General features: G+C 58.1%; 24 protein-coding genes and 1 riboswitch. Of the genes, 13 read left to right on the top strand and 11 right to left on the bottom strand.

The window, feature by feature from the left end:
* Positions 1-10 precede the first annotated feature (10 nt).
* Together AFK65_RS17715 and AFK65_RS17710 are read right to left on the bottom strand one after the other, a co-directional pair.
* Entirely contained in the window at positions 11-286 is a 276-nt protein-coding gene (locus tag AFK65_RS17715; protein ID WP_007702390.1) for an addiction module antidote protein, read from the bottom strand.
* Positions 287-290: 4 nt separating this feature from the next.
* Positions 291-596 carry a type II toxin-antitoxin system RelE/ParE family toxin gene (locus AFK65_RS17710; protein ID WP_032804980.1) on the bottom strand — a complete coding sequence of 102 codons (306 nt, stop codon included), beginning with the start codon at positions 594-596 and terminating at the stop codon, positions 291-293.
* A 216-nt stretch (positions 597-812) separates the two neighbouring features.
* Between AFK65_RS17710 and AFK65_RS17705 the strand changes: the two genes are divergently transcribed.
* Positions 813-1163: a type II toxin-antitoxin system RelE/ParE family toxin gene (locus AFK65_RS17705; RefSeq protein WP_007702383.1), complete on the top strand. Its 351-nt coding sequence runs from the start codon at positions 813-815 to the stop codon at positions 1161-1163.
* Entirely contained in the window at positions 1160-1483 is a 324-nt protein-coding gene (locus AFK65_RS17700) for a helix-turn-helix domain-containing protein (protein ID WP_007702380.1), read from the top strand. Before AFK65_RS17705 ends, AFK65_RS17700 begins: the two co-directional genes overlap by 4 nt.
* 30 nt (positions 1484-1513) lie before the next feature.
* Here AFK65_RS17700 and AFK65_RS17695 read toward each other — a convergent pair whose 3' ends face one another.
* From AFK65_RS17695 to rtcR, 3 genes are all read right to left on the bottom strand, one after another.
* Positions 1514-1786 carry a DUF3811 domain-containing protein gene (locus AFK65_RS17695; protein ID WP_007702377.1) on the bottom strand — a complete coding sequence of 91 codons (273 nt, stop codon included), beginning with the start codon at positions 1784-1786 and terminating at the stop codon, positions 1514-1516.
* 90 nt (positions 1787-1876) lie between these two features.
* Positions 1877-2809 carry a ketopantoate/pantoate/pantothenate transporter PanS gene (gene panS, locus AFK65_RS17690; protein ID WP_007702376.1) on the bottom strand — a complete coding sequence of 311 codons (933 nt, stop codon included), beginning with the start codon at positions 2807-2809 and terminating at the stop codon, positions 1877-1879.
* Positions 2810-2971: 162 nt separating this feature from the next.
* Positions 2972-4564: an RNA repair transcriptional activator RtcR gene (gene rtcR / locus AFK65_RS17685; protein ID WP_007702375.1), complete on the bottom strand. Its 1593-nt coding sequence runs from the start codon at positions 4562-4564 to the stop codon at positions 2972-2974.
* A 475-nt stretch (positions 4565-5039) separates the two neighbouring features.
* Here rtcR and AFK65_RS17680 point away from each other — a divergent pair, with 475 nt between their 5' ends.
* The 3 genes from AFK65_RS17680 to AFK65_RS17670 are packed head-to-tail and all read left to right on the top strand — an operon-like array spanning position 5040 to position 8204.
* Complete coding sequence (locus AFK65_RS17680) at positions 5040-6173, top strand: slipin family protein (protein ID WP_007702374.1); 1134 nt, start codon at positions 5040-5042, stop codon at positions 6171-6173.
* A 2-nt stretch (positions 6174-6175) separates the two neighbouring features.
* Positions 6176-7402, top strand: a complete 1227-nt coding sequence (locus AFK65_RS17675; RefSeq protein WP_007702371.1) for an RtcB family protein — start codon at positions 6176-6178, stop codon at positions 7400-7402.
* Positions 7403-7418: 16 nt separating this feature from the next.
* On the top strand, positions 7419-8204 hold the full coding sequence (locus AFK65_RS17670) for a nucleotidyltransferase domain-containing protein (RefSeq protein ID WP_038856153.1): 786 nt from the start codon (positions 7419-7421) through the stop codon (positions 8202-8204).
* A 22-nt stretch (positions 8205-8226) separates the two neighbouring features.
* Here AFK65_RS17670 and lysC read toward each other — a convergent pair whose 3' ends face one another.
* Positions 8227-9579, bottom strand: a complete 1353-nt coding sequence (gene lysC, locus AFK65_RS17665) for a lysine-sensitive aspartokinase 3 (protein ID WP_038856154.1) — start codon at positions 9577-9579, stop codon at positions 8227-8229.
* 113 nt (positions 9580-9692) lie between these two features.
* A riboswitch (Lysine riboswitch) is annotated at positions 9693-9886 on the bottom strand.
* Between the two features lie 686 nt (positions 9887-10572).
* Here lysC and pgi point away from each other — a divergent pair.
* From pgi to AFK65_RS17640, 5 genes are all read left to right on the top strand, one after another.
* A complete protein-coding gene (pgi, locus tag AFK65_RS17660) occupies positions 10573-12222 on the top strand; it encodes a glucose-6-phosphate isomerase (RefSeq protein WP_038856155.1) in 1650 nt (549 codons plus the stop codon).
* 386 nt (positions 12223-12608) lie between these two features.
* A complete protein-coding gene (gene yjbE, locus AFK65_RS17655; RefSeq protein ID WP_015742674.1) occupies positions 12609-12857 on the top strand; it encodes an exopolysaccharide production protein YjbE in 249 nt (82 codons plus the stop codon).
* A 68-nt stretch (positions 12858-12925) separates the two neighbouring features.
* A complete protein-coding gene (locus AFK65_RS17650; RefSeq protein ID WP_007702358.1) occupies positions 12926-13561 on the top strand; it encodes a YjbF family lipoprotein in 636 nt (211 codons plus the stop codon).
* Positions 13561-14295, top strand: a complete 735-nt coding sequence (locus AFK65_RS17645) for a capsule biosynthesis GfcC D2 domain-containing protein (RefSeq protein WP_007702356.1) — start codon at positions 13561-13563, stop codon at positions 14293-14295. The genes AFK65_RS17650 and AFK65_RS17645 overlap by 1 nt, the downstream gene beginning before the upstream one ends.
* On the top strand, positions 14295-16391 hold the full coding sequence (locus tag AFK65_RS17640) for a YjbH domain-containing protein (protein ID WP_038856159.1): 2097 nt from the start codon (positions 14295-14297) through the stop codon (positions 16389-16391). The genes AFK65_RS17645 and AFK65_RS17640 overlap by 1 nt, the downstream gene beginning before the upstream one ends.
* Before the next feature lie 240 nt (positions 16392-16631).
* Here AFK65_RS17640 and AFK65_RS17635 read toward each other — a convergent pair whose 3' ends face one another.
* From AFK65_RS17635 to malE, 5 genes are all read right to left on the bottom strand, one after another.
* A complete protein-coding gene (locus AFK65_RS17635) occupies positions 16632-17099 on the bottom strand; it encodes an acyltransferase (protein WP_038856161.1) in 468 nt (155 codons plus the stop codon).
* Positions 17099-17740: a hypothetical protein gene (locus AFK65_RS17630; RefSeq protein ID WP_038856162.1), complete on the bottom strand. Its 642-nt coding sequence runs from the start codon at positions 17738-17740 to the stop codon at positions 17099-17101. The genes AFK65_RS17635 and AFK65_RS17630 overlap by 1 nt, the downstream gene beginning before the upstream one ends.
* Positions 17741-17946: 206 nt before the next feature.
* On the bottom strand, positions 17947-18837 hold the full coding sequence (gene malG / locus AFK65_RS17625; protein ID WP_004387533.1) for a maltose ABC transporter permease MalG: 891 nt from the start codon (positions 18835-18837) through the stop codon (positions 17947-17949).
* A gap of 11 nt (positions 18838-18848) precedes the next feature.
* Positions 18849-20393, bottom strand: a complete 1545-nt coding sequence (gene malF, locus AFK65_RS17620) for a maltose ABC transporter permease MalF (protein ID WP_007702342.1) — start codon at positions 20391-20393, stop codon at positions 18849-18851.
* A gap of 196 nt (positions 20394-20589) precedes the next feature.
* The gene (gene malE, locus AFK65_RS17615) at positions 20590-21780 is read right to left on the bottom strand and encodes a maltose/maltodextrin ABC transporter substrate-binding protein MalE (RefSeq protein WP_007702340.1); all 1191 of its coding nucleotides are present in this window, start codon (positions 21778-21780) and stop codon (positions 20590-20592) included.
* 368 nt (positions 21781-22148) lie between these two features.
* Between malE and malK the strand changes: the two genes are divergently transcribed.
* The 3 genes from malK to malM all read left to right on the top strand — a co-directional run bounded on the left by malK (position 22149) and on the right by malM (position 25684).
* Positions 22149-23258 (top strand): maltose/maltodextrin ABC transporter ATP-binding protein MalK, encoded by a 1110-nt coding sequence (gene malK / locus AFK65_RS17610; protein WP_007702337.1) that lies wholly within the window; start codon positions 22149-22151, stop codon positions 23256-23258.
* A 43-nt stretch (positions 23259-23301) separates the two neighbouring features.
* Entirely contained in the window at positions 23302-24618 is a 1317-nt protein-coding gene (locus AFK65_RS17605) for a maltoporin (RefSeq protein WP_007702334.1), read from the top strand.
* A gap of 124 nt (positions 24619-24742) precedes the next feature.
* Positions 24743-25684 carry a maltose operon protein MalM gene (malM, locus tag AFK65_RS17600; protein WP_007702332.1) on the top strand — a complete coding sequence of 314 codons (942 nt, stop codon included), beginning with the start codon at positions 24743-24745 and terminating at the stop codon, positions 25682-25684.
* Positions 25685-25775 lie beyond the last annotated feature (91 nt).

Below are 25775 nucleotides of genomic sequence, written 5' to 3'. Positions count from 1 at the left end.
AAGGCCGCTTTTATGATTTAATCGTTAAACCGAGACCCAGCGCTTTCATCACTGCCAGCGTGGTTTTAAGCGTTGGGTTGCCTTTATCACTGAAAGAACGGTACAGCTGTTCACGCGACAACCCTGTCTGAGAGGCGATATGCGACATGCCTTTAGCGCGCGCGACGATGCCCAGCGCCTTTGCAATATGTCCGGCGTCGCCAGTTTCGAGCGCGTCCGCCATAAAGAAGGCGATCTCCTCATCATCAATCAGCGCCGCAGCGGGATCGTATTCGGTCAGCTTCATCACATTATCTCCACTGGTTCTCTGGCAGGTCAGCCAGCATTTTCGCAAGAAGAATGTCTTTATCCTGCGTGTGCTTATCACCACCACAAAGCAAAATGACAATCACGTCGCCGTGTTGTTTGAAATAAATCCGGTATCCCGCGCCGTAGTGAATACGCAGCTCGCTGATGCCTGCGCCGACGGGCTTAACATCACCAGGCAAACCATTAGCCAGCCGAAAAAGCCGCGCGGCAATCATCGTTTTTACCCGCTGGTCTTTCAGACTGGCTTGCCAACGGCGGAATACTTCAGTTTGAAAAATATGCTTCATAACGCTCCCTGTATTTTAAAAACTACATGCGAATTCTACAAGTCTGCTCAGGGAGAATAAGTGTCATAAAAAAGGTAACAAAGGCGTCTGTAATGAATCTGGAAGATATGCCGAAAGATGACAAAAAACCTCGCTGACGGCGGGGTTTTTTATTTTATCGTGAAAGCCGGACGCTGTTTTTTATACCCATAAAGGTATAATCAGAGGGAACGCTACATGATAAAACCGTTGTTTTGGGTCGGGCAGGCCAGAAAAGATCTTCAGGCGCTGCCGGAGGATGTTCAGGATCTTTTTGGTTATGCGCTTTACCTGGCGCAGCAGGGCAGACGCCATCCGCAGGCTAAACCCCTCAAAGGATTCGGCGGCGCGGGTGTGCTTGAGGTGGTGGAGGATAACCAGGGAAATACCTTTAGGGCGGTCTATACCGTGCGCCTGAGAGAGGCGATTTATGTCCTGCACGTTTTCCAGAAGAAATCCTCTTCCTGTATTGCCACGCCCCGACCGGAAATGGACAAAATTGAACAGCGACTGAAAGCCGCGCAATGCCACGCCGGAGGGCTGAAATGACAGCAGACATTGAACGCAGTAACGGAAATGTGTATGACGATCTCGGGCTTATCGATGCCGAAGAGATGCAGCTAAAAGCGCAGCTCGCGATGGCCATTACCGACCTTCTTAAAGCGCGCGGCTTAACCCAGCAGGAGGCGGCACGTCTTCTGGGCATGACCCAGCCAAAACTCTCTTTGTTACTTCGCGGCCAGTTTCGCGGGATCAGCGAAACGAAAATGATGGCCTGCCTGATGCTCCTCGGGCGAGATATCAGCATCGTCGTGGGCGAGGCACAACAGGCGCGCGGAAAAATGCGCCTGATCTATCAGCCCGCCTGAAAAGGGGCGGGCATAGGCGATCGCTGCGCGTTAACGCCGTCCCCGCACGGGCGTGCTGGCCGACCACGAAAAGGTCGCGTCGCTGTCCGGTTTATACGCCTGCGCTTTTTTCTGTTTGCGCGTCTGCTTCGCCGCCTGTTCGCGCTGCGCCATCAGCTTGTCGATATACTCTTTTTTGACGTGGTTGGCTTCGGAATTCGTGAGCGGGCGGCCATGGGCGATGCGGGCGCGGTCGAGCAGGGTTTTTAATTCGCGCTGTTCGCTTTCCGTCATCTCTTTCTGGGTCAGTCGGGGCAGGGACATAGTGGCGACTCCTCAGGGGGTGAGCCGCCAGTGTAACGCAACGCCGCCGCTAACTCAGTAAATAAGCCCGGTTTCGCCGGGCTTATTTGATCAGCGCGCTTTTTTTGCGTTTCCGTCCCCCGGTTTACCGGACCAGTAGCCCGCGAGCAGCGAGCCGGAAAGGTTATGCCACACCGAGAACAGCGCGCCAGGCAGGGCCGCGAGCGGCGAGAAATAGAGTTTTCCAAGCGCGGCGGCGAGCCCGGAGTTTTGCATCCCCACTTCAATCGCCAGCGTCCGGCAGGTGGATTCGTCAAAGCCGAAGAGGCGCCCGCCCCAGTAACCGCCGAGCAGGCCGATACTGTTATGCAGAATAACCGCCACAATCACCATCAGCCCGACCGACGCGATATGCGAGGCGGAGCCCGCTACCACGGCGCTGATAATCGCCAGAATACACACCATGGAAAACGCGGGCAGGTAAGGCTCTACCGCTTTCACCACGCGCGGGAACAGGTGATGCACAATAAGCCCGAGCGCAATCGGGATCACCACGATTTGCAGAATGCTCAGCAGCATTCCCATTACATCCACCTGGATATGCGCGTCAACATAAAGGCGCGTCAGCAGCGGCGTGGCCACTACGCCCACCAGCGTTGAAACCGACGAGATGGTCACCGACAGCGCCACATCGCCTTTCGCCAGATAGATCATGACATTAGACGCCGTGCCGCTCGCCACGCTTCCCACCAGCACCATACCGGCGGAGAGATCCGGAGGCATATGGAACAGCATCGCCAGCAGCCAGGCGGCTAGCGGCATCACCAGGTAATGCAGGAAAATCCCGGCGGCCACCGGCGCGGGGCGCGACAGCACGCGTTTAAAATCGTCGAGTTTCAGGTGCACGCCCATGCCAAACATAATCAGCATCAATAACGTGCTGACCCACGGGCCGATGGGCGTAAACGTGGAGGGCGTGTAATAAGCAATAACCGAGAGCAGCAGCGCCCAGAGCGGGAACAGCCGGGTGAGTGTCGCGAGCATCGTGTTTTCCTTGCGCCCCGTGGCGAACCGTCGTCGTAACGCGGCATCGCCGGGGAGAATGTTGTGTTGTGTAATTATAAAAAAGGCCGGGATCGAGCCCGGCCATTGATATTGTTTATCGTGCGAAGGAAAGTTATTCAAACAAATTATGATGAAAAGCCCTCATTCAGGGGCTTTAACCTGCTCCCAGCTCAGCCCAAAGCGCGCCAGATATTTACGCAGCCGGTCGGCATCGTTCGGGTTGGCTTTCTTCTGGCGTGAAACGGCAAACAGCGTGCGTCCGGCTTCGGAGAGCGAGGCGCTGCGCCGGCACACGGCAACAACCGCCGTCAGCTGGTCGCGGTCGAAGAGATCGAGCGTCGCGGTGTCGACGGGCAGCGCGACGGCAGGGTCTGCGAGCGGCTGCCAGCTCGCGGTAAGGCGGGCGATCTCTTCCTCGACTAAGGCGTCGGTAATACGTCCCTGTTCGGCAAGCGTCGCCATGCGCGCCACCGAGCTGCCCAGTTCGCGAAAGTTGCCCGGCCAGCGCGCCTGTGGCGAACAGGCAAAAGCGAGATAGCGCTCGCGCGCGGTTTTATCAAAGCGGATCTGCGTCTGCTGCTGCGCCGAGAAGCGCTGTAGCTCATACTCCACGTTCGGCGCGATATCCTCGCGGCGCTCGGCGAGGCCCGGCAGCGCGAAGGCCCACATATTAATGCGCGCGTAGAGATCTTCACGAAAGCGACCTTCGGCGACCCATCGCGCCATGTCGCGGTGCGTACCGGCGATAAGCTGGAAATCGCTCCGCACTTCTTTATCCGAGCCGAACGGGAAAAAGGTCTTTTCCTCAATAGCTTTCAGCAACATCGCCTGCTCATCGAGCCCCAGCTCGGCGATTTCATCCAGAAACAGCACGCCGCCGTCGGCCTCGCGCAAAAGCCCATGCCGCGCCTGCTGCGCGCCGGTAAACGCGCCCTTCACATGACCAAAAAGCGTCGACATCGCGTTATCGCCGCGAAGCGTCGCGCAGTTCACGGAGACCAGCTTTCCCTGCACCAGATGCCGCGCCTGGCGCAGCTGGAAAATGCGCTTTGCGAGAAATGATTTCCCGGCGCCGGTCGGCCCCGTCAGCAGAATCGGCGCGGTGGATCGCAGCGCCACGCGCTCGATCTGGTCGATCAGGCGGTTAAACGTGGCGTTACGGGTGTCGATGCCGGATTTGAGAAACGACACCGACTGCTGCTGCTCGCGCTGGAAGCGGCTGGTCAGCGTCGCATAGCGGCTTAAATCGAGATCGATGACCGACGCCGTGCCGGTGGCTTTCTGATCTTCCTCATCGCCCCGGCGATCGGGGCTGGTCTGTAACAGCGCCGCCGGGAGATACCGCGCTTCGGTCAGCAGGAACCAGCAGATCTGCGCTACGTGCGTGCCGGTGGTGATATGCACCAGATACTCTTCATTGTCGGTATCAAAGGGATAGCGCGTGGCGAAATCCAGCAGCGCCGCGTACACCTCCTCGAAATCCCACGGATCGTCCATCACCACGGTGTGCGGGCGCACTTCGGTATGCGGCGAGACGGCGGCGATATCTTCCATGACCCGCTCTGCGAGCGACGCGTCGCGCGCCTGATGCAGCAATTCAAAGCGGTCGACAGGCAAACCGGGCTGCTGACACAGCGCGATGGAGGGGCGCCATTTATTCCAGCGGTTGGCGCGCTTACCGCGCCGGTCCAGTACGGTGCCCAGCATGCCAATCACCACGCGACGCTTTTGCATGTTTTATCCTTAAAGATAAATAACGATATTGAAAGATAAATCATATCCCTTTCTGTTATAGCCGTCGCGCATCGCATCAAAAATTTAACTATTAATAATCAATAACTTAAAAATTTATTTTCACCTTAACTGAAACTGGCACGCTTCTGGCAATTACTACGTTGTCAGCACGCTGGGTATGCAGGGGCTAATGACCCCGCCGGCGCACCGGGAACGGTAACACGTTATCCAGGGGGCGTTCCGCCAGTGCAATGACGCGGAAAACTGTCGGTTTATCAGGTTCGACTCCTGAATTTTCTTTCTCCTTCCAGAGAAACCTTTGAAGCAGTACCCCGGCGGTTGAGTCGTTAGCGACCGCCACGCACTGACGCCGGTAACGGCGCCGGGCGGCAGGCAGAAAAGACCGGAACAGAGGTGGCTTCCCCCTCCCGCTTCGCGCCGTTATTCGCGTCAGCCACAACAGTAAGGGAAAAAAATGAATAACAAAGTGACGATTCGTAAGGGCCAGCTGGGTTTACTGGCAAAACAGGGCGACTTTTATCAGGTGCTGGAAGCAGGCGAGCATCGCCTGCCTTGGTTTAACAAACCGGACGTGACGCTGGTGGAGATGAACAGCGGCGACGTCGCGCCGGAACTGGCCGACTATCTGCGCCGTTTTCAGCCAGAATGGGTAGAGAAATATTGCCTGGCGGTCGATACCGCCGATAACGAAACCGCGGCGCTGTGGCGCAACAACGTGCTGGTGGAAATTATCCCGCCGGGCGCGCGGCGTCTCTTTTGGCGCGACGGCGACAGCCTGCGCGCCGTGCATATGGATACCCGCGACGTGCAGGTACCGACGGAGATAATGACCGCCGTGCTGCAACCGCGCGGCCGCGATGCCGTAGTGAAAGGGCGCGACGCGATCCTGACCGTTAACGTGCCCGCCTGGCATGCGGGCGTGCTGAAAATCGACGGCGTCACCCAGCCGCTGCTGCCGCCAGGCTTAAGCGCGTACTGGAAAATCAACCATCTGGTGGAGGCGGAAGTGGTGGATACGCGCCTTCAGGCGATGGAAGTGTCCGGTCAGGAGATCCTGACTAAAGATAAAGTGAACCTGCGCATTAATCTGGGGGCCAACTGGCGCTATCAGGACGTGTTGCAGGCGTACAGCCAGCTTGCCAAACCGCTGGAGCATTTATACCGCGAATTGCAGTTTGGGCTGCGCGAGGCGGTCGGCACCCGCACGCTCGATGAGCTGCTGGAAAATAAACAGGTTATCGACGATGTGGTGAGCGCGCAGGTTATCGCACGTATGGCGCCGTTTGGTATCGACGTGGCGTCGACCGGCGTGAAAGACATCGTGCTGCCGGGCGACATGAAAACGATTTTGTCGCGGCTGGTGGAAGCGGAGAAATCCGCGCAGGCGAACGTGATTCGTCGTCGTGAAGAGACCGCCGCGACCCGTTCGCTGCTGAACACCGCGAAAGTGATGGAAAACAACCCGGTCGCGCTGCGACTGAAAGAGCTCGAAACCCTGGAAAAAGTGGCGGAGCGTATCGATAAGATCTCCGTATTCGGCGGCCTGGATCAGGTGCTGCAGGGGCTGGTACAGATTAAAGGGGTATGACAATGCAAGAGAATCACTATCAGACGCTGGCGCAGGCTAACGGCGCGCCGGTAAAAATGTGGACCCACGGCGTGCCGGTAGAGCCGGAAGCGCGTGAGCAACTGCTGAAAACGGCGAAAATGCCGTTTATTTTTAAACATCTGGCGGTGATGCCGGATGTGCATCTGGGTAAAGGATCGACCATCGGCAGCGTGATCCCGACCAAAGGGGCGATTATCCCGGCGGCGGTGGGGGTGGATATCGGCTGCGGAATGATCGCGGTGCGCACGTCGCTCGTGGCGCGCGATCTGCCGGATAACCTGAGCGGGCTGCGCAGCGCCATCGAACAGGCCGTTCCGCACGGGCGCACCACAGGGCGCGGCCAGCGTGATAAAGGCGCGTGGTCGAACACGCCGCAGGATGTGGATCACCACTGGGCGCCGCTTGCGTCGCGCTTTAAGCGCCTGACGGATAAATATCCCAACCTGTTGAAGACTAATAATCATCAGCATCTGGGAACGCTCGGTACGGGTAACCACTTTATCGAGATCTGCCTTGATGAGCAGGAGCGCGTGTGGGTGATGCTGCACAGCGGGTCGCGCGGCGTGGGTAACGCCATCGGCACCCATTTCATCGGGCTTGCGCAGAAAGATATGCAGCGCCATATGGCGAATCTGCCGGACCGCGATCTCGCCTATTTTGAAGAAGGCAGCAAACACTACGCCGATTACATTGAGGCGGTCGAATGGGCCCAGGATTTCGCGCGCCAGAACCGCGAAGTGATGATGAACCGCGTGCTGGCGGCGCTTTCCGCGATTATCACGAAGCCGTTTATGACGCAGCAGGAGGCCGTGAACTGCCACCATAACTACGTGCAGAAAGAGACGCACTTTGGTGAAGAGATCCTGGTGACGCGCAAAGGGGCGGTGTCGGCGCAAAAAGGCCAGATGGGGATCATTCCGGGGTCCATGGGCGCGAAAAGCTTTATCGTGCGCGGGCTGGGAAACGAAGAGAGCTTTTGTTCATGCAGCCACGGCGCAGGGCGCGCGATGAGCCGTACCGCGGCGAAAAAACGCTTCACGGTGGAAGATCAAATTCGCGCCACGGCGCACGTTGAGTGCCGTAAAGACAGCGACGTGCTCGATGAGATCCCGATGGCGTATAAAGACATCGACGCCGTGATGGCCGCGCAGTCGTCGCTGGTGGAGATTGTGCATACGCTGCGTCAGGTCGTGTGCGTGAAAGGATAATTTTTAAGGAAAAATGATGGAACTGAACGGGGTGGACGCCGCCATGCGCGAGCGCGTGCGGCAGGTGTTAAACGAGGTGGAAACAAAGTATGGCGTGAAGGTGCTTTACGCCTGCGAATCGGGGAGCCGGGGCTGGGGCTTTGCCTCGCCGGACAGCGACTACGACGTGCGCTTTCTCTATGTGCATCCGCCTGAGTGGTATTTACGGGTCGATGCGCCGCGCGATGTTATCGAACTGCCCATCGACGACACGCTCGACGTCTGCGGCTGGGAGTGGCGCAAAGCGCTCGGGCTGCTCAAGCGGGCGAACCCGACGCTTATCGAGTGGCTCGACTCGCCGATAGTCTACCGGCAGGATGAGACCGCCATCGGCGCGCTGCGTGACCAGGTGCCGCTCTGGTTCTCCGCTGAGCGTGCGCGCTGGCACTACTACTCGATGGCCCGCAAAAACTTTCACAGTTATTTGCAGGGCGAGACGGTGCGGCTGAAGAAATATTTCTACGTGCTGCGCCCGCTGCTGGCGGTGCGCTGGGTGGAAGCGGGTAAGGGCGCGCCGCCGATGCGATTCTGCACGCTGCTGGAGGGCACGGTGAACGATCCGCTGCTGCGGGAAGAAATCGACACGCTGCTGGCGAGAAAACAGCGGGCGGGCGAGGCTGAGTATGGCGCATCGATGCCGCGGATACATGCGTTTATCGCCGCAGAGCTGGCGCGCGGCGAAACCCCGCCCGAGCTGCCGCACAGCGAAAAGGCGCAGGCGAGTCAGTTAGATAAGCTGCTTTATGAAACGGTGATGGCCTGACAATGTCAGGCCATTTTTTTACTTATTCAAAAAGATTCTGGTGCAGCTTCTGGACGACCTGTTCCGCGTCGTTGCCCGGCACCAGGAAGCAGAGGTTATAGCTCGACGCGCCGTAGCAAATCATGCGGATGTTAAACGGCTCCAGCACGCCAAACACCTCTTTGCCGACGCCGCAGGCTTTAGAAAGGTTATTGCCAATCAGCGCCACCAGCGCCAGGTTTTCCTCCACTTCCACGCGGCAGAGCGAGGAGAGCTCGGTCAGCAATGCCTGGGTCAGCAGCGTGTCGCCGGTTGAGGTGGAGCCGGTGGTGTCGAGCGTCAGCGCCACGCTCACTTCCGAGGTGGTAATGAGATCGACCGAAATATTATGTCGCGCCAGGATGCTGAACACTTCCGCGAGGAAACCGCGCGAGTGCAGCATGTTCAGGCTGTGGAGCGTCAGCAGCGTCTGCTTGCGGCGCAGCGCCAGCGCGCGGAACAGCGGCGGGTTGGTGGTTTTGTTGCATACCAGCGTGCCGCCCGCTTTCGGATCTTTGCTGGAGCCGACAAACACCGGAATGTCGCTGCGCACGGCGGGCAGCAGCGTCGCCGGGTGCAGCACTTTGGCGCCGAACGTCGCCATTTCGGCGGCTTCTTCAAACGCGATTTCATCAATGCGTTTCGCGGCGGGCACCACGCGCGGATCGGTGGTGTAGATGCCCGGCACGTCCGTCCAGATATCCACGCGGCGCGCTTTCAGCGCCTCGGCGAGCAGGGCGGCGGTATAGTCGCTGCCGCCGCGGCCAAGCGTGGTGGTGCGTCCTTTGGCTTCGCTGCCGATAAACCCCTGGGTGATCACCAACCCTTCCGTCAGGCGCGGCGCGAGCTGCTGCGTACAGAGCTCCGCGAGCGCCGCGACATCCGGCTCGGCGCGGCCGAAGCGGTCGCTGGTGCGCATCACTTTACGCACGTCAAACCACAGCGCGTCCACGCCGCGCTCGCGCAGGATCTCGACAAACAGCAGGGTGGACATCAGCTCGCCGTGGCTAACCAGTTCGTCGGTGAGCGCGGTAGAGGTCGCCAGCGACGCGGCTTCCGAAAGCGTGGCGATATTTTCCAGCAGGCGATCAATCTCTTCGCGGATAACCGCCGGGTTTTGCAGGCGCTCCAGAATGTCGTACTGGATCTTGCGAATGGCGTCGAGCTTCACAAAGCGCTCGGTCGCTTCGGGACCTTCCGCCAGCGCCACCAGCAGATTAGTGATCCCGGCGGAGGCGGAAAGCACCACCAGACGGACGTGACCGTCGTCCAGAACGACATCGGCGCTGCGGTTCATGGCGTCGAAATCCGCCACGCTGGTGCCGCCAAATTTAGCGACCACTAAAGAATCTCTCATAACAACCTCGTGTCAGGGCGCCATTCATCATGTATGGCGGAATCTGTTCAGCCTGGGCACAAGGAAAGCGCAGTAAAGGGGCGGACGCAGGAGGATAAAACCTACGTTACGATACACCCAGAAGCGCTCCACCTTGCGAAACGTTCGACTGCCGTCGTTTCGGGTGACAGCCCAGGGGATTCAGCCCCTGCAGCCGATGACGCGCCTTACCAGACAGCGCGCCATCTCGGCGTCGTTCCCCCTCGCGTGTGGTCGTGGGACGGGTTCCTCGCACACGTTACCTGGCCGACGCGCCTCTTCCGGTTTTCCTTCATATTTCAGGCTGTGGCGGCGTTGGTTGCGCTTGCTCACCCCGGTCACATACTTTTGTATGCTCCCGGGGATTCGCTCGCTTACCGCCTTGCCACACCCCGAACTATTTTGGAAAACAATGATTTTCGTCCTGTTTGTGGCTACGCGTGTGTTGGCTTTCCTCGCTCACCCCAGTCACATACTTTTGTATGCTCCTGGGGATTCGCTGCGTCGCCGCCTTCGCGTAACCCCAAACCGTTTGAAAATCGTGTTCTCTTTCTTTACTCAGGCTATGGCGGCATTGGTTGCGCTTGCCATACCCGAACTCATCTGAAAAACGCTGACGCTGTGCTGCTGCTTTATTGCCGTAATGCGCAAAACCCTAAGCGGGCGTCAGAGGCAGCTTCAGGTTGCGTAAGCAATTGGCTAAAGCCGCAGAAAAAAGACCGGCCAGGCGTGCGCAGGGCGCGTCGGGCCGGTACTTATTCATAAATAAAGGGTTGGGCGGGGGATTGTCAACGATACGGTCATGGGGATTTTTCATATTACGCAGGCTGCCAGGAAAATAACTTATAACGGCTATACTTTTCTCTTGTCGCCGGGGAGGCTGGCGTCCGGCCTTATGATAAAAATCATCACAATTTCAGCGACTGGCGCTACAATCGACCGCAGTCACAATTCTCAAATCACAAGAGTATTGCTATGAAAAACATCAACCCAACGCAGACTTCTGCCTGGCAGGCACTACAAAATCACTTCGACGCGATGAAGGATGTCACCCTCGCGGAACTCTTCGCCAAAGACGCTGACCGCTTCGGTAAATTCTCCGCCACCTTCAACGATCAGATGCTGGTGGACTACTCTAAAAACCGCATCACGGAAGAAACGCTCAGCAAACTGCTGGATCTGGCAAAAGAGACCGATCTGGCGGGCGCCATTAAATCCATGTTCTCCGGCGAGAAGATCAACCGCACCGAAGACCGCGCCGTGCTGCACGTCGCGCTGCGCAACCGCAGCAATACGCCGATCCTGGTGGACGGCAAAGATGTGATGCCGGAAGTGAACGCCGTGCTGGAGAAGATGAAAAAATTCTCCGAAGCCATTATCTCCGGCGAATGGAAAGGCTATACCGGCAAGCCTATCACTGACGTGGTGAACATCGGTATCGGCGGCTCTGACCTCGGCCCGTTCATGGTGACCGAAGCCCTGCGCCCGTACAAAAATCACCTCAACATGCACTTTGTCTCCAACGTCGATGGCACCCACATCGCCGAAGTGCTGAAAAAGGTGAACCCGGAAAGCACCCTGTTCCTGGTGGCGTCCAAAACCTTCACCACTCAGGAAACCATGACCAACGCCCACAGCGCGCGCGACTGGTTCCTGAAAACCGCCGGTGACGAAAAGCATGTGGCGAAGCACTTCGCGGCGCTCTCCACCAACGCGAAAGCGGTCGGCGATTTCGGCATCGATACCGCGAACATGTTTGAGTTCTGGGACTGGGTCGGCGGCCGTTACTCCCTCTGGTCGGCGATTGGTCTCTCTATCATTCTGTCCGTGGGCTACGACAACTTTGTCGAGCTGCTCTCCGGCGCGCACGAGATGGACAAACACTTCTCCACCACGCCGTTTGAGAAAAACCTGCCGGTGCTGCTGGCGCTGATTGGCATCTGGTACAACAACTTCTTTGGTGCCGAAACCGAAGCGATTCTGCCGTACGACCAGTACATGCACCGCTTCGCGGCGTACTTCCAGCAGGGCAATATGGAATCCAACGGTAAATACGTTGACCGTGACGGCAACGCCGTGGATTACCAGACCGGCCCGATTATCTGGGGCGAGCCGGGCACTAATGGCCAGCACGCGTTCTATCAGCTGATCCACCAGGGCACCAAACTGGTCCCGTGCGATTTCATCGCGCCGGCGATTACGCATAACCCGCTGTCTGATCATCATCCGAAACTGCTCTCAAACTTCTTCGCCCAGACCGAAGCGCTGGCGTTCGGTAAATCCCGCGACGTGGTGGAACAAGAGTTCCGCGACCAGGGCAAAGATCCGGCACAGCTGGAAAACGTGGTGCCGTTTAAAGTGTTTGAAGGCAACCGCCCGACCAACTCCATCCTGCTGCGTGAAATCACCCCGTTCAGCCTGGGCGCGCTGATTGCGCTCTATGAGCACAAAATCTTCACCCAGGGCGCCATCCTGAACATCTTTACCTTCGACCAGTGGGGCGTGGAGCTGGGCAAACAGCTCGCTAACCGCATCCTGCCGGAGCTGGGCGATGATAAATCGGTCGACAGCCATGACAGCTCCACCAACGGCTTAATTAACCGTTATAAAGCCTGGCGCGGCTGATTTTAAATAAGCGTTAAAAATAAGCGTAATGTAATGATGCCGGCAATATGCCGGCATTTTTTTATCGGATAAATCTTGTTGTTCGCCCGCGTCCCGCTACTCTTTAATCTTGAGGTTAATCCGAAAATCGCCGCGCTGGCTCTCTGCACGCCTGAAGCCTTTCAGATAAACCGGATTTCCGTTTTTCAGGAATATATTATAAGCGCATGAAAAACAGGCGATTTATATAAAATTTATTACGCCATCCTGCGCGGTTTGTCTAATTATCCTAAAACCCTGTGCCTATTTCCCTGTGTCGTAAACCGACAGGGGTTGTTGTGTATACTCGGAAGCGCCTGAAAAGCTTTTCAGGTAAATCTCCATTCATTCAATGAAGGGAAATTGATATGAAGAAAATCCTTAGTGGCGTTTTCGCCATTGCAGCGCTTGGCGCTGTCTCAGCCCAGGCGGCACCGGTTAGCGTCGGTGAAGCGGCAGGCTCAGCAGCGACCTCCGTGTCGGTTGGCAGCTCCAGCGCCAGCGCGTCAAGCACTGTAGGGTCGGTTGTCGGTGTGGCGCTTGCCGCCACCGGCGGCGGCGATGGTTCCAATACCGGGACCACCACCACCACCACCACCAGCACGACCACCCAGTAAACCCTTCGGGGGCTTTAACCATAACCACACTACGGTGTGGTTATTTTGACTTTTTTTGGGGAAATATCGTGAAGCGACTCGCGATTGTGTTGATGTGCCTGATGATTCAGGCCTGCTCCACCACGACCAAGGGACTCGGCAATTCACTCAGGCAAAGTATTTTCGGCCCGGATGGCGTGCAGCTCACGGATGACGATATCCAGAACATGCCCTACGCCAGCCAGTACATGACGCTGAATAACGGCCCGCAACTCTTTGTGGTCCTCGCCTTTTCTGAAAACGGCCAGCAAAAATGGGTGACGCAGGACCGCGCGACCATCGTGACGCAGCGCGGGCGCGTCGTGAAAACCTTAAGCCTCGCCGACAACCTGATAGACATCAATAATCTGGCGGCCGATCCGCTGGTTCATGCCAACCAGATTATCGACGGCGCAAGCTGGACGCGCACGATGGGCTGGACCGAGCGTCATCAGGTGCGTTACGCCACCGCCCGCTCCACCTTTACCTGGGACGGCACCGATACCCTGAAAGTGGGCAGCGACATCACGCCGGTGCGCGTGCTGGATGAAGAAGTGACCACGGAAGCCGCCACCTGGCACAACCGCTTCTGGGTGGACAGCGATGGACAGATTCGTCAGTCAAAACAATATCTGGGAGCGGGGTATTTTCCGGTCACCACCATTCTGTTGAAGGCAGCGAAATAATGAAAACCACACTTATCGCTTCGCTGATTTTTAGCCTCGGCAGCTTTTGCGCTTTCGCCGACGGCACTATTACCGTTTATCGGGACCACGCACAGCCGCTAAAAGTCTCCGGCGCGAAACATCTCGCCGATCTGGTTTCTCAACCGCAGTTAGCCGGCAGCTGGTGGCTGGGCGCGGTTATCAGCGAACGTCAGGCAAGCGTTGAGGCGCAGGCGCAGCATCAGGTGCTGCTCAACCGCCTGGCGTCGCTTGCCGCCGAAGAGGGCGGCGATGACGGCGCGGCGATTAACCGCGTGCGCCAGCAGTTACAGGCCATCAAAGTGACAGGCCGTCAGAGAGTGATCCTCGACCCGGATCGCGTGCGGGTGCGTCCGCACAACAACCCGCCGCTGGAAGGCGACTATGAGTTATGGGTGGGCCCGCAGCCGTCCACCATTACGCTTGTCGGGCTTGTCAGCGCGCCGGGCAAAAAAACGTTTACCCCCGGCAAACCCGTGACCGATTACCTGGATGAGGTCAGCCGTCTGAGCGGCGCCGAGCGTAGCTACGCCTGGCTGATTCAGCCGACCGGGCGCGTGGAAAAGGTGCCGGTGGCGTACTGGAATAAGCGCCACGTTGAGCCGATGCCCGGCAGCATTCTGTATGTCGGCTTCGCTGACCATACGTTTACCTCAGCGTATGACGGGCTGAACGAGCAAATCATCTCTTCTCTGACGCATCGGGTACCGGATTAATGAAAAAACATTACTATTTCAGCCTGCTGGCGCTGGCGGTCGCTTCCGCCTGTCATGCCGAAACGTATCCGGCGCCGGTGGGCCCTTCGCAGACAGATTTCGGCGGCGTCGGCCTGATGCAGACGCCGACGGCGCGCATGGCGCGCGAGGGTGAGCTGAGTCTTAACTATCACGATAACGATCAGTATCGCTACTACTCCGCCTCCATTCAGCTCTTCCCGTGGCTGGAAACCACGCTGCGCTACACCGACGTGCGTACCCGTGAATACTCTAACGTGGATGCGTTCTCCGGCGATCAGACCTACAAAGATAAGGCGTTCGATCTCAAGCTGCGCCTGTGGGAAGAGGGGTACTGGCTGCCGCAGGTGGCGGTGGGCGCGCGCGATATCGGCGGTACGGGGCTGTTTGACGCCGAATACCTTGTCGCCAGCAAAGCCTGGGGCCCGTTTGATTTCTCGCTCGGCCTGGGCTGGGGTTATCTGGGAACGAACGGCAACGTGAAAAACCCGTTCTGCCAGTACGACGATAAATTCTGCTACCGCGATCCGAGCTACCAGCGCGCGGGCTCGATTGACGGCAGCACCATGTTCCACGGCCCGGCGGCGATTTTCGGCGGTATCGAATACCAGACGCCGTGGCAGCCGCTGCGCCTGAAGCTGGAGTATGAAGGCAACAACTACACCCAGGACTTCGCGGGCAAAATCGATCAGAAAAGCAAATTCAACGTGGGCGCGATTTATCGCGTCGCCGACTGGGCGGACGTTAACCTGAGCTACGAGCGCGGCAACACGGTGATGTTCGGCTTTACGCTGCGCACCAACTTTAACGATCTGCGCCCGTCCTATAACGATAACCGCCGCCCTGAGTATGATCCGCAGCCGCAGGACGCGATGTTGCAGCACAGCGTGGTGGCGAACCAGCTTACTTCGCTGAAATACAACGCCGGTCTTAACGACCCGCAGATTCAGGTGAAGGGCGACACGCTCTACGTGACGGGCGAGCAGTATAAATACCGTGATTCGCGCGAAGGGATCGAGCGCGCCAACCGCATTATCATGAATGACCTGCCGGAAGGCGTGAACCGCATCCGCGTGACCGAAACGCGGCTCAATATGCCGCAGGTCACCACGGAAACCGACGTGGCGAGCCTGAAGCGTCATCTGGAAGGCGAACCGCTCGGCCATGAGACGCCGCTGGCGCAGCAGCGCATGACGCCGGTCGAGGCGGAGAACCCGGAGCAGGGCTGGTATATCGAGAAATCGCGCTTTAATGTCGCGATCAACCCGGTGCTGAACCAGTCCATCGGCGGCCCGGAAAACTTCTACATGTATCAGCTGGGCCTGATGGGCACCGCCGACTGGTGGATGACCGACCACCTGCTAACCTCCGGCAGCGTGTTTGTGAACCTAGCGAACAATTACGACAAGTTCAGCTACACCGACCCGAAAGATCGTTCGCCGCTGCCGCGCGTGCGTACCCGCGTGCGCGAATATGTTGAGAACAACTATTACGTTAACAACCTGCAGGCGAACTACTTCCAACATCTGGGCGGCGATTTCTACGGACAGGTCTACGCGGGCTATCTGGAAACCATGTATGCCGGTGCCGGCGCGGAAGTGCTGTGGCGTCCGGTGGACAGCAACTGGGCGTTTGGGGTCAATGGCAACTACGTGAAACAGCGTGACTGGACCAGCCCGCAGAACATGATGAAATTCACCGACTACAGCGTGAAAACCGGTCACCTGACCGCGTACTGGACGCCGCCGTTTGCGCAGGATGTGCTGATTAAAGCGAGCGTCGGCCAGTATCTGGCAGGCGATAAGGGCGGCACGCTGGAAGTCTCGAAACACTTCGACAGCGGGATTGTGGTGGGCGCGTACGCGACTATCACGAACGTCTCGCCGGAAGAGTATGGCGAGGGCGATTTCACCAAAGGCGTCTATGTGTCGGTGCCGTTTGATCTCTTCACCACCAGCCCGACCCGCAGCCGGGCCGCGATCGGCTGGACGCCGCTCACCCGTGACGGCGGTCAGATGCTGGGCCGTAAGTTTGATCTCTACAGCATGACCAGCGATAAGAGCCTGAACTTCCGGTAATAGGGCGGTGGTTCAGGTTTACGAAGCGGTGGGTGGCTTATGTGGGATGGTGGGTGCGCTGCGCTTACCCACCCTACGGACGGCCCATGTTCAACGGTGGGTGCGCTGCGCTTACCCACCCTACGGACGGCCCATGTTCAACGGTGGGTGCGCTTCGCTTACCCACCCTACGGATGGTCCATGTGGGACGGTGAGATGTTGTAGGGCGGGTAAGCGTAGCGCACCCGCCACGCAATATGACTACAATCGCCGCAACAACCGCACCGGGTTACCGGCGTACACCCCTTTTTCAGTAATCGACTTTGTCACCACGCTGCCTGCGCCAATCACCGCGCCATCGCAAATCGACACCGCGAGAATGGTCGCGTTGCTGCCAATCGACACGCCATTACCAATCACAATCCGCCCCCAATTCTCGCTGTTCGGGTCCGGCTTGCCGTCGCGAAACATATCGTTGGCGAACATCACCCCGTGGCCGATAAAACAATCTTCGCCGATGGTCACGTACTCGCAAATAAACGTATGCGACTGCACGCGCGTGCCGCGCCCGATGCGGGAATGGCGCTGGATCTCCACAAACGGGCCGATAAACACCTCATCGCCCAGCTCGCAGCCATACACGTTGGCGGGCTGATAAATCACCACGTCGCGCCCGACGGTCACATCGCGCACGGCCACTTCACGCAGTTCAGGCACGGGTGTCGTCATTATGCGCGCTCCCGCTCAATGCGCGCCGCAATCTGCGCCAGCGCGGCGCGTGGGCTGGTGAGCAGTTTGGGATGGCTGAAATAACGCTCCGCGCCCGCCATAGAGGCCTGCGCCAGCGCCACGCAGCCTGCGCTGCGCGCGAACGCCTGCTCAGCGGCCTGGGCGATGCGCTGGTGAAAGGCGTCGTGCTGACCGCTCTGAAACAGCGCCCAGGCATCGGGGACAATCTCAACCCCAAGCGGCGTGATGGGGGCGAGCGTGGCGCGAAACAGCGCGGCGGTGGGGTGCAGCGTGGTCGGCGCGGCGCAGAGCACCACAACGGGCTGCCCGGCGGTCGCTGCCGCCTGCGCCAGCGCGCGGTCGACACGCATAATGCCCGGATCCTGCGCCAGGAAATCGGCGGCGGAGCCCAGCGTCGAGCAGGTAAGCAGCACCACGTCGGCATCAGTGCGCAGATCCGCGAGCGCCGCTATCGTCTCTTTTTCAATCTCGGGCGTGACGCCGCCTGCGGCTTGCGCCTGTTCAAGCAGGTGCGGCATCACTTTATGGGTTAAGGCGTCTTGCGGAAGATTCAGCGCGCGGGCTGCCTCATCAAAAACCGCCACGTTGCTTTGCGCCGTATGCAGGCAGGCTATTTTCATTTTCTTTCCCTGTTATCAGTAAACTTTACAGTGCACAGCCTCTCGCGGGCCGGGCAAAACCTGAACCTTTAACTATAGACGCTCGCCATGTTTTTAACCGCCGCGCAGGGGAAACACGCATAAAAAAAGGCGGCACGGGGCCGCCAAAACAGACTTACAGTCAGGGATACAATGGGACTACAGTGGCAAAATAACGATGAAGAGACTTAACCTTTGACGCCCCCCGCCGTGAGGCCGCTCACCAGCCAGCGCTGTGCCAGCAGGAAGACCACGGTGATTGGGATGGCTGACAACACGGCCGCCGCCGCGAAATCGCCCCACAGGTAGTTTTGCGGGTTGAGATATTGCTGCATGCCCACCGCCAGGGTGTAGCTGTCGACATCGCGCAGCAGCAGCGAGGCGACCGGCACTTCGGTAATCGCGCCGATAAACGAAAGAATAAAGACCACCGCCAGGATCGGCACCGACAGCGGCAGCAGCACCAGCCGGAACGCCTGCCACGGCGTCGCGCCATCCAGCGCCGCCGCTTCTTCAAGCGACCCGTCGATGGTTTCGAAATAGCCTTTGATGGTCCAGACATGCAGCGCGATACCGCCCAGATACGCGAAGATCACGCCGCCGTGGGTATTAAGCCCGATAAACGGAATGTACTGACCGAGCCTGTCAAACAGGGCGTAGAGCGCCACCAGCGACAGCACCGCCGGGAACATCTGGAAAATCAGCATGCCTTTCAGCAGCGCGCCTTTACCCGGGAAACGCATGCGGGCGAAGGCATAGGCGCAGGTGGTGGAGAGCGCCACAATGCCTGCCGCGGTAATGCCCGCGATTTTCACTGAGTTCCACAGCCACAGCAGCACCGGGAACGGCGGCGGCGTGACGCGGCCATCGGCATGCTCCACGCTGAAACCGAGCGCCAGCCGCCAGTGCTCCCAGGAGATTTGATCCGGGATGAGGCTACCGGTCGCGAAGTTGCCGGGGCGCAGCGAAATCGCCACGACCATCAACAGCGGGAACATAATGGCGGCGATAAACGCCAGCAGCAGCAGGTGAGTCGCCAGCAGACGCAGCTTTTGCGATTTGGGTTGCACCATAGCCATGTGGGATCTCCTTAGTCAAACTTAATGCGCGTGGCTTTGAGGTTCACGACCGCCAGCGCGCCCACCAGCAGGAAGATAAGCGTGGCGATAGCCGCCGCGAGGCCAAAGTCCTGACCGCCGCCGCCTTCAAAGGCGATACGCCAGGTGTAGCTCACGAGCAAGTCGGTATAGCCCGCAGGCGTCGTGGTGCCGATGCGATCCGGGCCGCCGTTGGTTAACAGCAGGATCAGCACGAAGTTATTAAAGTTAAACGCGAAGCTTGCGATCATCAGCGGCGTCAGCGGCTTTATCAGCAGCGGGAACGTGATTTTAAAGAAGTTCTGGAACGGGCCTGCGCCGTCCATCGCGGAAGCCTCATACAGATCGTCCGGGATAGCCTTCAGCAGCCCCATGCAGAGGATCATCATGTACGGGTAGCCAAGCCAGGTGTTGACGATAATGATCATGGTGCGCGCCGTGGTCGGGTCGGTAAACCACGCCGGTTTGATGCCAAACAGCGCGCTCAGCATCATGTTGATCTCACCAAAGCTCTGGTTGAACAACCCTTTGAAAATCAGAATGGAAATAAACGACGGCACCGCATACGGCAGAATGAGCAGCACGCGGTAGATAGCTTTGCCCCTCAGCGATTCCCACTGCACCAGGCACGCCAGCACCATGCCGACCGCCACGGTCAGCACGACGGTCAGCGCCGCGAAGACGACCGTCCAGACGAAGATCGCCATAAACGGTTTCTGAATGCCTTCATCGACGAAGACGCGCAGGAAGTTATCCCAGCCGATCGTCACGGTATAACCGGGGCTCAGCTTCTCATCGCCCCACTGGCCGTCAGCGCTCACCGCCTGATAAAAGCCGATATCGTTATTCGGGCGGTATTTCACGCCGCTCTGGTTGTTGGTGAGCGTGCCGTCATTGGCGAGCGCATAGAGCGGACGGGTGCCGGAGAACTGGCGCAGCGAGCTCATCACCAGCTGGCTTTCGTCCGGCAGTTCGGCGGTGATCTGGTTCAGCGCCTGGCGATTTTGCGTGATGACGCGCAGGCTGGCGCGTTCGCCTTCCGGCAGGGCTGGCGCGGCGGAAAGCTTCAGTTTCTGCTCGCCGCCAAATTTAAACGGTTCAGAAACATAATATTTGCCGCTGGCGCCGTCCGTGAGGGCCAGGCGCCACCGCTCGCCTGAGGGATACAGGCCAAAGGCATAGCTTTCGCCCGCCTGGTATTTACGGTCCATCAGCACCTGACGCGCGCGCTCCTGCGTGAGCTGGTTGGTGCTGCTGTAGTTGGTAAAGGCGATAGCGATGGTACAGGCCAGCGGAAAGAGCACGAACAGCCCCATACCTGCCAGCCCCGGGTAAACATAGCGCCACGCGTAGGCGCGGCGGTTCGCGAAAATATAGAGGCCAGCCGAGCTTAAAATCAGCGTCATGATGGCGAACAGGTATTCCCCCTGTGCGTACATTAAAACAACAAGGTAACCCACCAGTATGCCCAGCAGACCTATCGCCGACCATTTCAGCGCGTCGCTTTGCCACCAGTGTTTCTTTTTAATGACATCCATGGGGATAATCCTCAACAACGATGAAAACGTGGGTGTGGCCGCGCCACGGTGCAACTCTTTACAGGGTGTGGCGGGTGCGCGTCGCTTACCCACCCTACAGGGTGTTCGCGGGTGCGCGTCGCTTACCCACCGTAAATCTCTGAGAATGGTTTTGTAGGGCGGGTAAGCAAAGCGCACCCGCCATTTTCCACGACCGTTACTTCGCGATACGGCCCTGCGCGTCTTTCAGCGCGGCGTCCACGGTCTGACGACCGGTGACGGCGTTGACCACGGCGGTACGTACGGCATACCAGAACGCGGACATTTGCGGCACGTTAGGCATGATTTCGCCAGTTTTCGCGTTCGCCATGGTGGCGGCGATGCGCGGATCTTTCTCCAGCTTCTCCTGATAAGATTTCAGCGCGACGGCACCCAGCGGCTTGTCTTTGTTTACCGCTTCCAGACCCTGATCGGTCAGCAGGTAGTTTTCCAGGAACTCTTTGGCCAGCTCTTTGTTCGGACTGGCGGCGTTGATACCCGCGCTCAGCACGCCGACGAACGGTTTAGACGGTTTGCCTTTAAAGGTCGGCAGCTGCGCCACGCCGTAATTGACTTTGCTCTTATCGATGTTGGCCCACGCCCACGGACCGTTAATGGTCATGGCGGTTTCGCCTTTGTTAAACGCCGCTTCCGCGATGGAATAGTCGGTGTCGGCGTTCATGTGTTTATCTTTGATAAGCTGGACCAGGAAATTCAGGCCCGCTTTGGCGCCTGCGGTATCGACGCCGACGTTTTTCACGTCATATTTGCCGTTTTCAAACTTAAAGGCGTAACCGCCGTCAGCGGCAATAATCGGCCACGTGAAGTACGGCTCCTGCAGGTTGAACATCAGCGCGCTCTTGCCTTTCGCCTTCAGTTCTTTATCGAGTTTCGGGATCTCTTCCCAGGTTTTCGGCGGATTCGGCACGAGATCTTTGTTGTAAATCAGCGACAGGGATTCCACGGCAACCGGATAAGCAATGATTTTGCCGTTATAGCGCACCGCGTCCCAGGTGAACGGGTAAATCTTGTCCTGGAGGGCTTTCTCCGGCGTGATTTCCGCCAGCAGGCCAGACTGCGCGTAGCCGCCAAAACGGTCGTGCGCCCAGAAGATAATGTCCGGGCCGTCGCCGGTTGCGGCAACCTGCGGATATTTCTCTTCCAGTTTGTCCGGATGTTCAACGGTGACTTTAATGCCGGTGTCCTGTTCAAACTTCTTACCCACTTCGGCCAGGCCGTTATAGCCTTTGTCGCCGTTGATCCAGATAACCAGCTTACCTTCTTCAATCTTGGCCAGAGCAGAGGCAGAAAAGAGCGCCGTCGTCAGCGCTGAGAGAGCGAGGAGGCGTACGCCGCTTTTAATTTTCATAACTCCTATCCTTTTAGTGGTTTGCGCGTGGATACACGTATTGGCTTTACGTGTAACAGTCTGGGCATCTGGCAAGCGCTTCTCATCCTCCTTTCCTCTACGCCCCACCGCTTCGTAGTGTGATCTGCATAACATAAGTGGATTTTCTGTGGCCCTGCGCACAGAAAACCGCTGCGTTTTTTGCCGCTTACATCACGAAAATCGCCGCGGGCCGCCCGGCCGCAGGACAGCCGCCACCCCCTCATCCTCCCGTCTCCTCCCCCATAAAAAAGGCAAGGGTGGAGGATGGCTCGCCCTCGCCTGAGGGGCATAGTGCCGTCAACGTGTTTTTCCCGTGAAATCGGGTGAAGTAAACAAGGGAGAAGGGAATGGCAGGCGTTCAGCTTCGCAACGTAACAAAAGCCTGGGGCGACGTTGTGGTGTCGAAAGATATCAACCTCGACATTACCGAAGGCGAGTTTGTCGTATTTGTCGGGCCGTCGGGCTGCGGGAAATCAACGCTGCTGCGTATGATTGCCGGGCTTGAGACCATCACCAGCGGCGATTTGCATATCGGCGGCAAGCGTATGAACGACGTGCCGCCCGCCGAGCGCGGCGTGGGGATGGTGTTTCAGTCTTACGCGCTCTATCCGCACCTGTCCGTGGCTGAAAACATGTCTTTCGGCCTGAAGCTGGCGGGCGCCCGTAAAGAGACCATCACGCAGCGCGTCACTCAGGTGGCGGAAGTGCTGCAGCTGGCGCACCTGCTGGATCGTCGCCCGAAGGCGCTCTCCGGCGGTCAGCGTCAGCGCGTGGCGATTGGCCGTACGCTGGTCGCCGAGCCTTCCGTATTCCTGCTCGATGAGCCGCTCTCAAACCTGGACGCCGCGCTGCGCGTACAGATGCGTATTGAGATCTCCCGTCTTCATAAGCGCCTGCAACGCACCATGATTTACGTCACCCACGATCAGGTCGAAGCGATGACGCTCGCCGACAAAATCGTGGTGCTGGACGCAGGCCGCGTCGCCCAGGTGGGCAAGCCGCTTGAGCTCTATCACTACCCGGCCGATCGCTTCGTCGCGGGTTTTATCGGCTCGCCGAAAATGAACTTCCTGCCGGTGAAAGTTACCGCCACCGCTATCGATCAGGTGCAGGTGGAGCTGCCGAACCGCCAGCTGGTCTGGCTGCCGGTGGAAAGTACCCATGTTCAGGTGGGGGCCAACATGTCCCTTGGCATCCGCCCCGAACACCTCCTGCCAAGCGATATCGCCGATGTGACGCTCGAAGGCGAAGTGCAGGTGGTCGAACAGTTAGGTCATGAGACTCAGATTCATATCCAAATCCCTGCGCTGCGTCAGAACCTGGTTTACCGCCAGAACGACGTCGTGCTGGTAGAAGAGGGCGCCACATTCGCTATCGGCTTGCCGCCGGAGCGTTGTCATCTTTTTCGGGAAGATGGCACCGCCTGTCGTCGGTTGCATAAAGAGCCGGGCGTTTAAGCGCCCCCGCTTACAAAGAAAAGCAATGATCTCAGGAGATAGAATGATGATAACTCTGCGTAAACTCCCTCTGGCTGTGGCCGTGATGGCGGGCATCTTCGCCGCTCAGGCCTCTGCGGTGGACTTCAAAGGTTATGCCCGTTCCGGCATCGGCTGGACCGGTAGTGGTGGCGAACAGCAGTGCTTCACGGCGACCGGTGCCGGCGCTAAATACCGTCTGGGTAACGAATGTGAAACCTATGCGGAAATTAAATTAGGGCAGGAAGTGTGGAAGGAAAGCGACAAGAGCTTCTACTTTGACTCAAATATTGGTTACAGAACTAATCAGTTAAATGACTTTGAAAACACTGATACGCCAGCTGTCCGCGAATTTAACGTTGTCGGTAAAAACCTGATCGACTCTCTGCCTGGCGCCAATATCTGGGCTGGTAAGCGCTTCTATCAGCGTCATGACGTCCATATGATCGACTTCTACTACTGGGACATCTCCGGCCCTGGCGCTGGTATTGAAAATATTGATGTCGGCGTAGGTAAACTTGCCCTTGCGGCAACCCGCTCCAGCGAACAGGGCGGTTCGTCAGGCTTTGCAGACCGCGATGCTAATGGGGTGCGTACTTACAACAACGATGTACCAAACGATGTGTTTGATGTTCGCTGGTCTGGTATTGAAACTAACCAGAACGGCGTACTGGAGTTAGGGGTTGATTACGGCCATACCAATATTCCGGACGACTATTATCTGCAGCCAGGCGCGTCCAAAGATGGCTGGATGTTCACTGCGGAACATACCCAGACTATCGGCACCGGCTTTAACAAATTTGTCGTGCAGTACGCGACCGACTCTATGACTTCTCAGGGTAAGGGCCAGGCTCGCGGCGGTGAGGTGGATAACGATGGCAGCCTGATCCGTATTCTGGATCACGGCTCAATTTCCATGGGCGATCGTTGGGACATGATGTATGTGGCGATGTACCAGGACACCGATCGCGACAATAATCGCGGCAACACCTGGTGGACTGTGGGTGTTCGCCCGATGTACAAATGGACGCCGATCATGAGCACCTTGCTGGAAGTGGGCTACGACAACGTGAAATCGCAGCAGGTTGATGAAACCAACAACCAGTACAAAATTACCCTCGCGCAACAGTGGCAGGCTGGCGACAGCATCTGGTCTCGTCCGGCAATCCGCGTCTTCGCAACCTATGCGAAGTGGGATGAAAACTGGGGTTATGTGAAAACCTCCAACGGTGCCACCACCTCTGAAGCGGTTAGCACTGGTACTTTCACCCAGTACGGTAACAGCAGCCGCGGCGACAACGATGAGTGGACCTTCGGCGCCCAGATGGAAATCTGGTGGTAATCACGCGTTATTGCAGTAACAAGAGGGGCGAAAGCCCCTCTTAACCCTCATTGAAAAGTACCGATTTTCGGGAAGCGCGCTATTGCCTGGCTACCGTTTCCCTTTCCATCCGAGGTAATAAAAAATGAAAAAACGTCTCGTCGCATTATGCTTAAGCGCAGGGCTGCTCGCAGGCCTGCCCGCCGTCAGCTTCGCTGATGTGAATATCGTGCCGCAGAACACCGCCGCGGCGCCATCCATCCCGGCCGGTGAGTTACAGCGCCTGACCTGGACGCCTGTCGCGCAGTCGCAAACCCAGACGACCGATCTGGCCGCCGTGGGGCAGACCCTCAACGTACCGGGCATTACCGGTAAAGTCGCCGCCTATAGCGTGCCGGCGAATATTGGCGAATTGACCATTACGCTTACCAGCCTTGCGAACAAACAGACCGGCATTTACGCCCCGAACGTACTGGTGCTGGATCAGAACTTAACGCCTGCCGCCTACTTCCCGAGCAGCTACTTTACCTATCAGGAGCCGGGCGTGGTCTCTGAAGACCGCCTCGAAGGCGTCATCAAGCTGACGCCAGCGCTGGGGCAGCAGAAACTGTACCTGCTGGTCTTTACCACGCCGCAGGATCTGCAAAAGACCACCACGATGACCAACCCGGCGAAGGCTTACGCCAAAGGGGTGGGTAACGCCGTACCGGATATCGCCGATCCGGTGGCGCGCCACACGCCTGACGGCAAGCTTAAATTGAAAGTAAGCACTAACTCCGCATCCAGCGTTCTGGTCGGCCCGCTGTTCGGTTCTTCCGGCCCGTCGTCTGTGACGGTCGGCAATACCGCAGCGCCTGCCGCTGCTTATTCCGCGCCAGCCCCTGCCGCACCGGCGGCTGCGCCAGCGCCCGCCGCGAAACGCGAGCCGGTACTTAATGACACCGAGGCCTATTTCAATCGCGCCATTAAGGAAGCCGTTGCGAAGGGCGATGTCGATAAAGCGCTGAAACTGCTGGATGAAGCGGAGCGTCTCGGCTCCACCACGGCACGTCAGACTTTTATCAGCAGCGTAAAAGGCAAGGGGTGACAGTCTCCCCACGCTGCTGATGTTTGCAACACCTGGTGCGCTTGCGCGCACCTTTTTTCCTGGCGCAGCATGACGTACTGTTGCACCCATG

This window comes from Cronobacter universalis NCTC 9529, from assembly GCF_001277175.1.
In the GTDB taxonomy this organism is placed as follows: Bacteria; Pseudomonadota; Gammaproteobacteria; order Enterobacterales; family Enterobacteriaceae; genus Cronobacter; species Cronobacter universalis.
This window is presented reverse-complemented; position numbering and strand designations above follow the sequence as displayed.

Excerpts from the sequence above, each read along its gene's own strand:
- AFK65_RS17670 (WP_038856153.1), top strand. The coding sequence starts at position 7,419 with ATGGAACTGAACGGGGTGGACGCCGCCATGCGCGAGCGCGTGCGGCAG.
- AFK65_RS17645 (WP_007702356.1), top strand. The coding sequence starts at position 13,561 with ATGAAAACCACACTTATCGCTTCGCTGATTTTTAGCCTCGGCAGCTTT.
- panS (WP_007702376.1), bottom strand. The coding sequence starts at position 2,809 with ATGCTCGCGACACTCACCCGGCTGTTCCCGCTCTGGGCGCTGCTGCTC.
- malK (WP_007702337.1), top strand. The coding sequence starts at position 22,149 with ATGGCAGGCGTTCAGCTTCGCAACGTAACAAAAGCCTGGGGCGACGTT.
- AFK65_RS17675 (WP_007702371.1), top strand. The coding sequence starts at position 6,176 with ATGCAAGAGAATCACTATCAGACGCTGGCGCAGGCTAACGGCGCGCCG.
- malG (WP_004387533.1), bottom strand. The coding sequence starts at position 18,837 with ATGGCTATGGTGCAACCCAAATCGCAAAAGCTGCGTCTGCTGGCGACT.
- AFK65_RS17705 (WP_007702383.1), top strand. The coding sequence starts at position 813 with ATGATAAAACCGTTGTTTTGGGTCGGGCAGGCCAGAAAAGATCTTCAG.
- AFK65_RS17680 (WP_007702374.1), top strand. The coding sequence starts at position 5,040 with ATGAATAACAAAGTGACGATTCGTAAGGGCCAGCTGGGTTTACTGGCA.
- rtcR (WP_007702375.1), bottom strand. The coding sequence starts at position 4,564 with ATGCAAAAGCGTCGCGTGGTGATTGGCATGCTGGGCACCGTACTGGAC.
- pgi (WP_038856155.1), top strand. The coding sequence starts at position 10,573 with ATGAAAAACATCAACCCAACGCAGACTTCTGCCTGGCAGGCACTACAA.
- AFK65_RS17605 (WP_007702334.1), top strand. The coding sequence starts at position 23,302 with ATGATGATAACTCTGCGTAAACTCCCTCTGGCTGTGGCCGTGATGGCG.
- AFK65_RS17710 (WP_032804980.1), bottom strand. The coding sequence starts at position 596 with ATGAAGCATATTTTTCAAACTGAAGTATTCCGCCGTTGGCAAGCCAGT.
- AFK65_RS17695 (WP_007702377.1), bottom strand. The coding sequence starts at position 1,786 with ATGTCCCTGCCCCGACTGACCCAGAAAGAGATGACGGAAAGCGAACAG.
- AFK65_RS17630 (WP_038856162.1), bottom strand. The coding sequence starts at position 17,740 with ATGAAAATAGCCTGCCTGCATACGGCGCAAAGCAACGTGGCGGTTTTT.
- AFK65_RS17635 (WP_038856161.1), bottom strand. The coding sequence starts at position 17,099 with ATGACGACACCCGTGCCTGAACTGCGTGAAGTGGCCGTGCGCGATGTG.
- AFK65_RS17715 (WP_007702390.1), bottom strand. The coding sequence starts at position 286 with ATGAAGCTGACCGAATACGATCCCGCTGCGGCGCTGATTGATGATGAG.
- malM (WP_007702332.1), top strand. The coding sequence starts at position 24,743 with ATGAAAAAACGTCTCGTCGCATTATGCTTAAGCGCAGGGCTGCTCGCA.
- lysC (WP_038856154.1), bottom strand. The coding sequence starts at position 9,579 with ATGAGAGATTCTTTAGTGGTCGCTAAATTTGGCGGCACCAGCGTGGCG.
- malE (WP_007702340.1), bottom strand. The coding sequence starts at position 21,780 with ATGAAAATTAAAAGCGGCGTACGCCTCCTCGCTCTCTCAGCGCTGACG.
- yjbE (WP_015742674.1), top strand. The coding sequence starts at position 12,609 with ATGAAGAAAATCCTTAGTGGCGTTTTCGCCATTGCAGCGCTTGGCGCT.
- AFK65_RS17700 (WP_007702380.1), top strand. The coding sequence starts at position 1,160 with ATGACAGCAGACATTGAACGCAGTAACGGAAATGTGTATGACGATCTC.
- malF (WP_007702342.1), bottom strand. The coding sequence starts at position 20,393 with ATGGATGTCATTAAAAAGAAACACTGGTGGCAAAGCGACGCGCTGAAA.
- AFK65_RS17640 (WP_038856159.1), top strand. The coding sequence starts at position 14,295 with ATGAAAAAACATTACTATTTCAGCCTGCTGGCGCTGGCGGTCGCTTCC.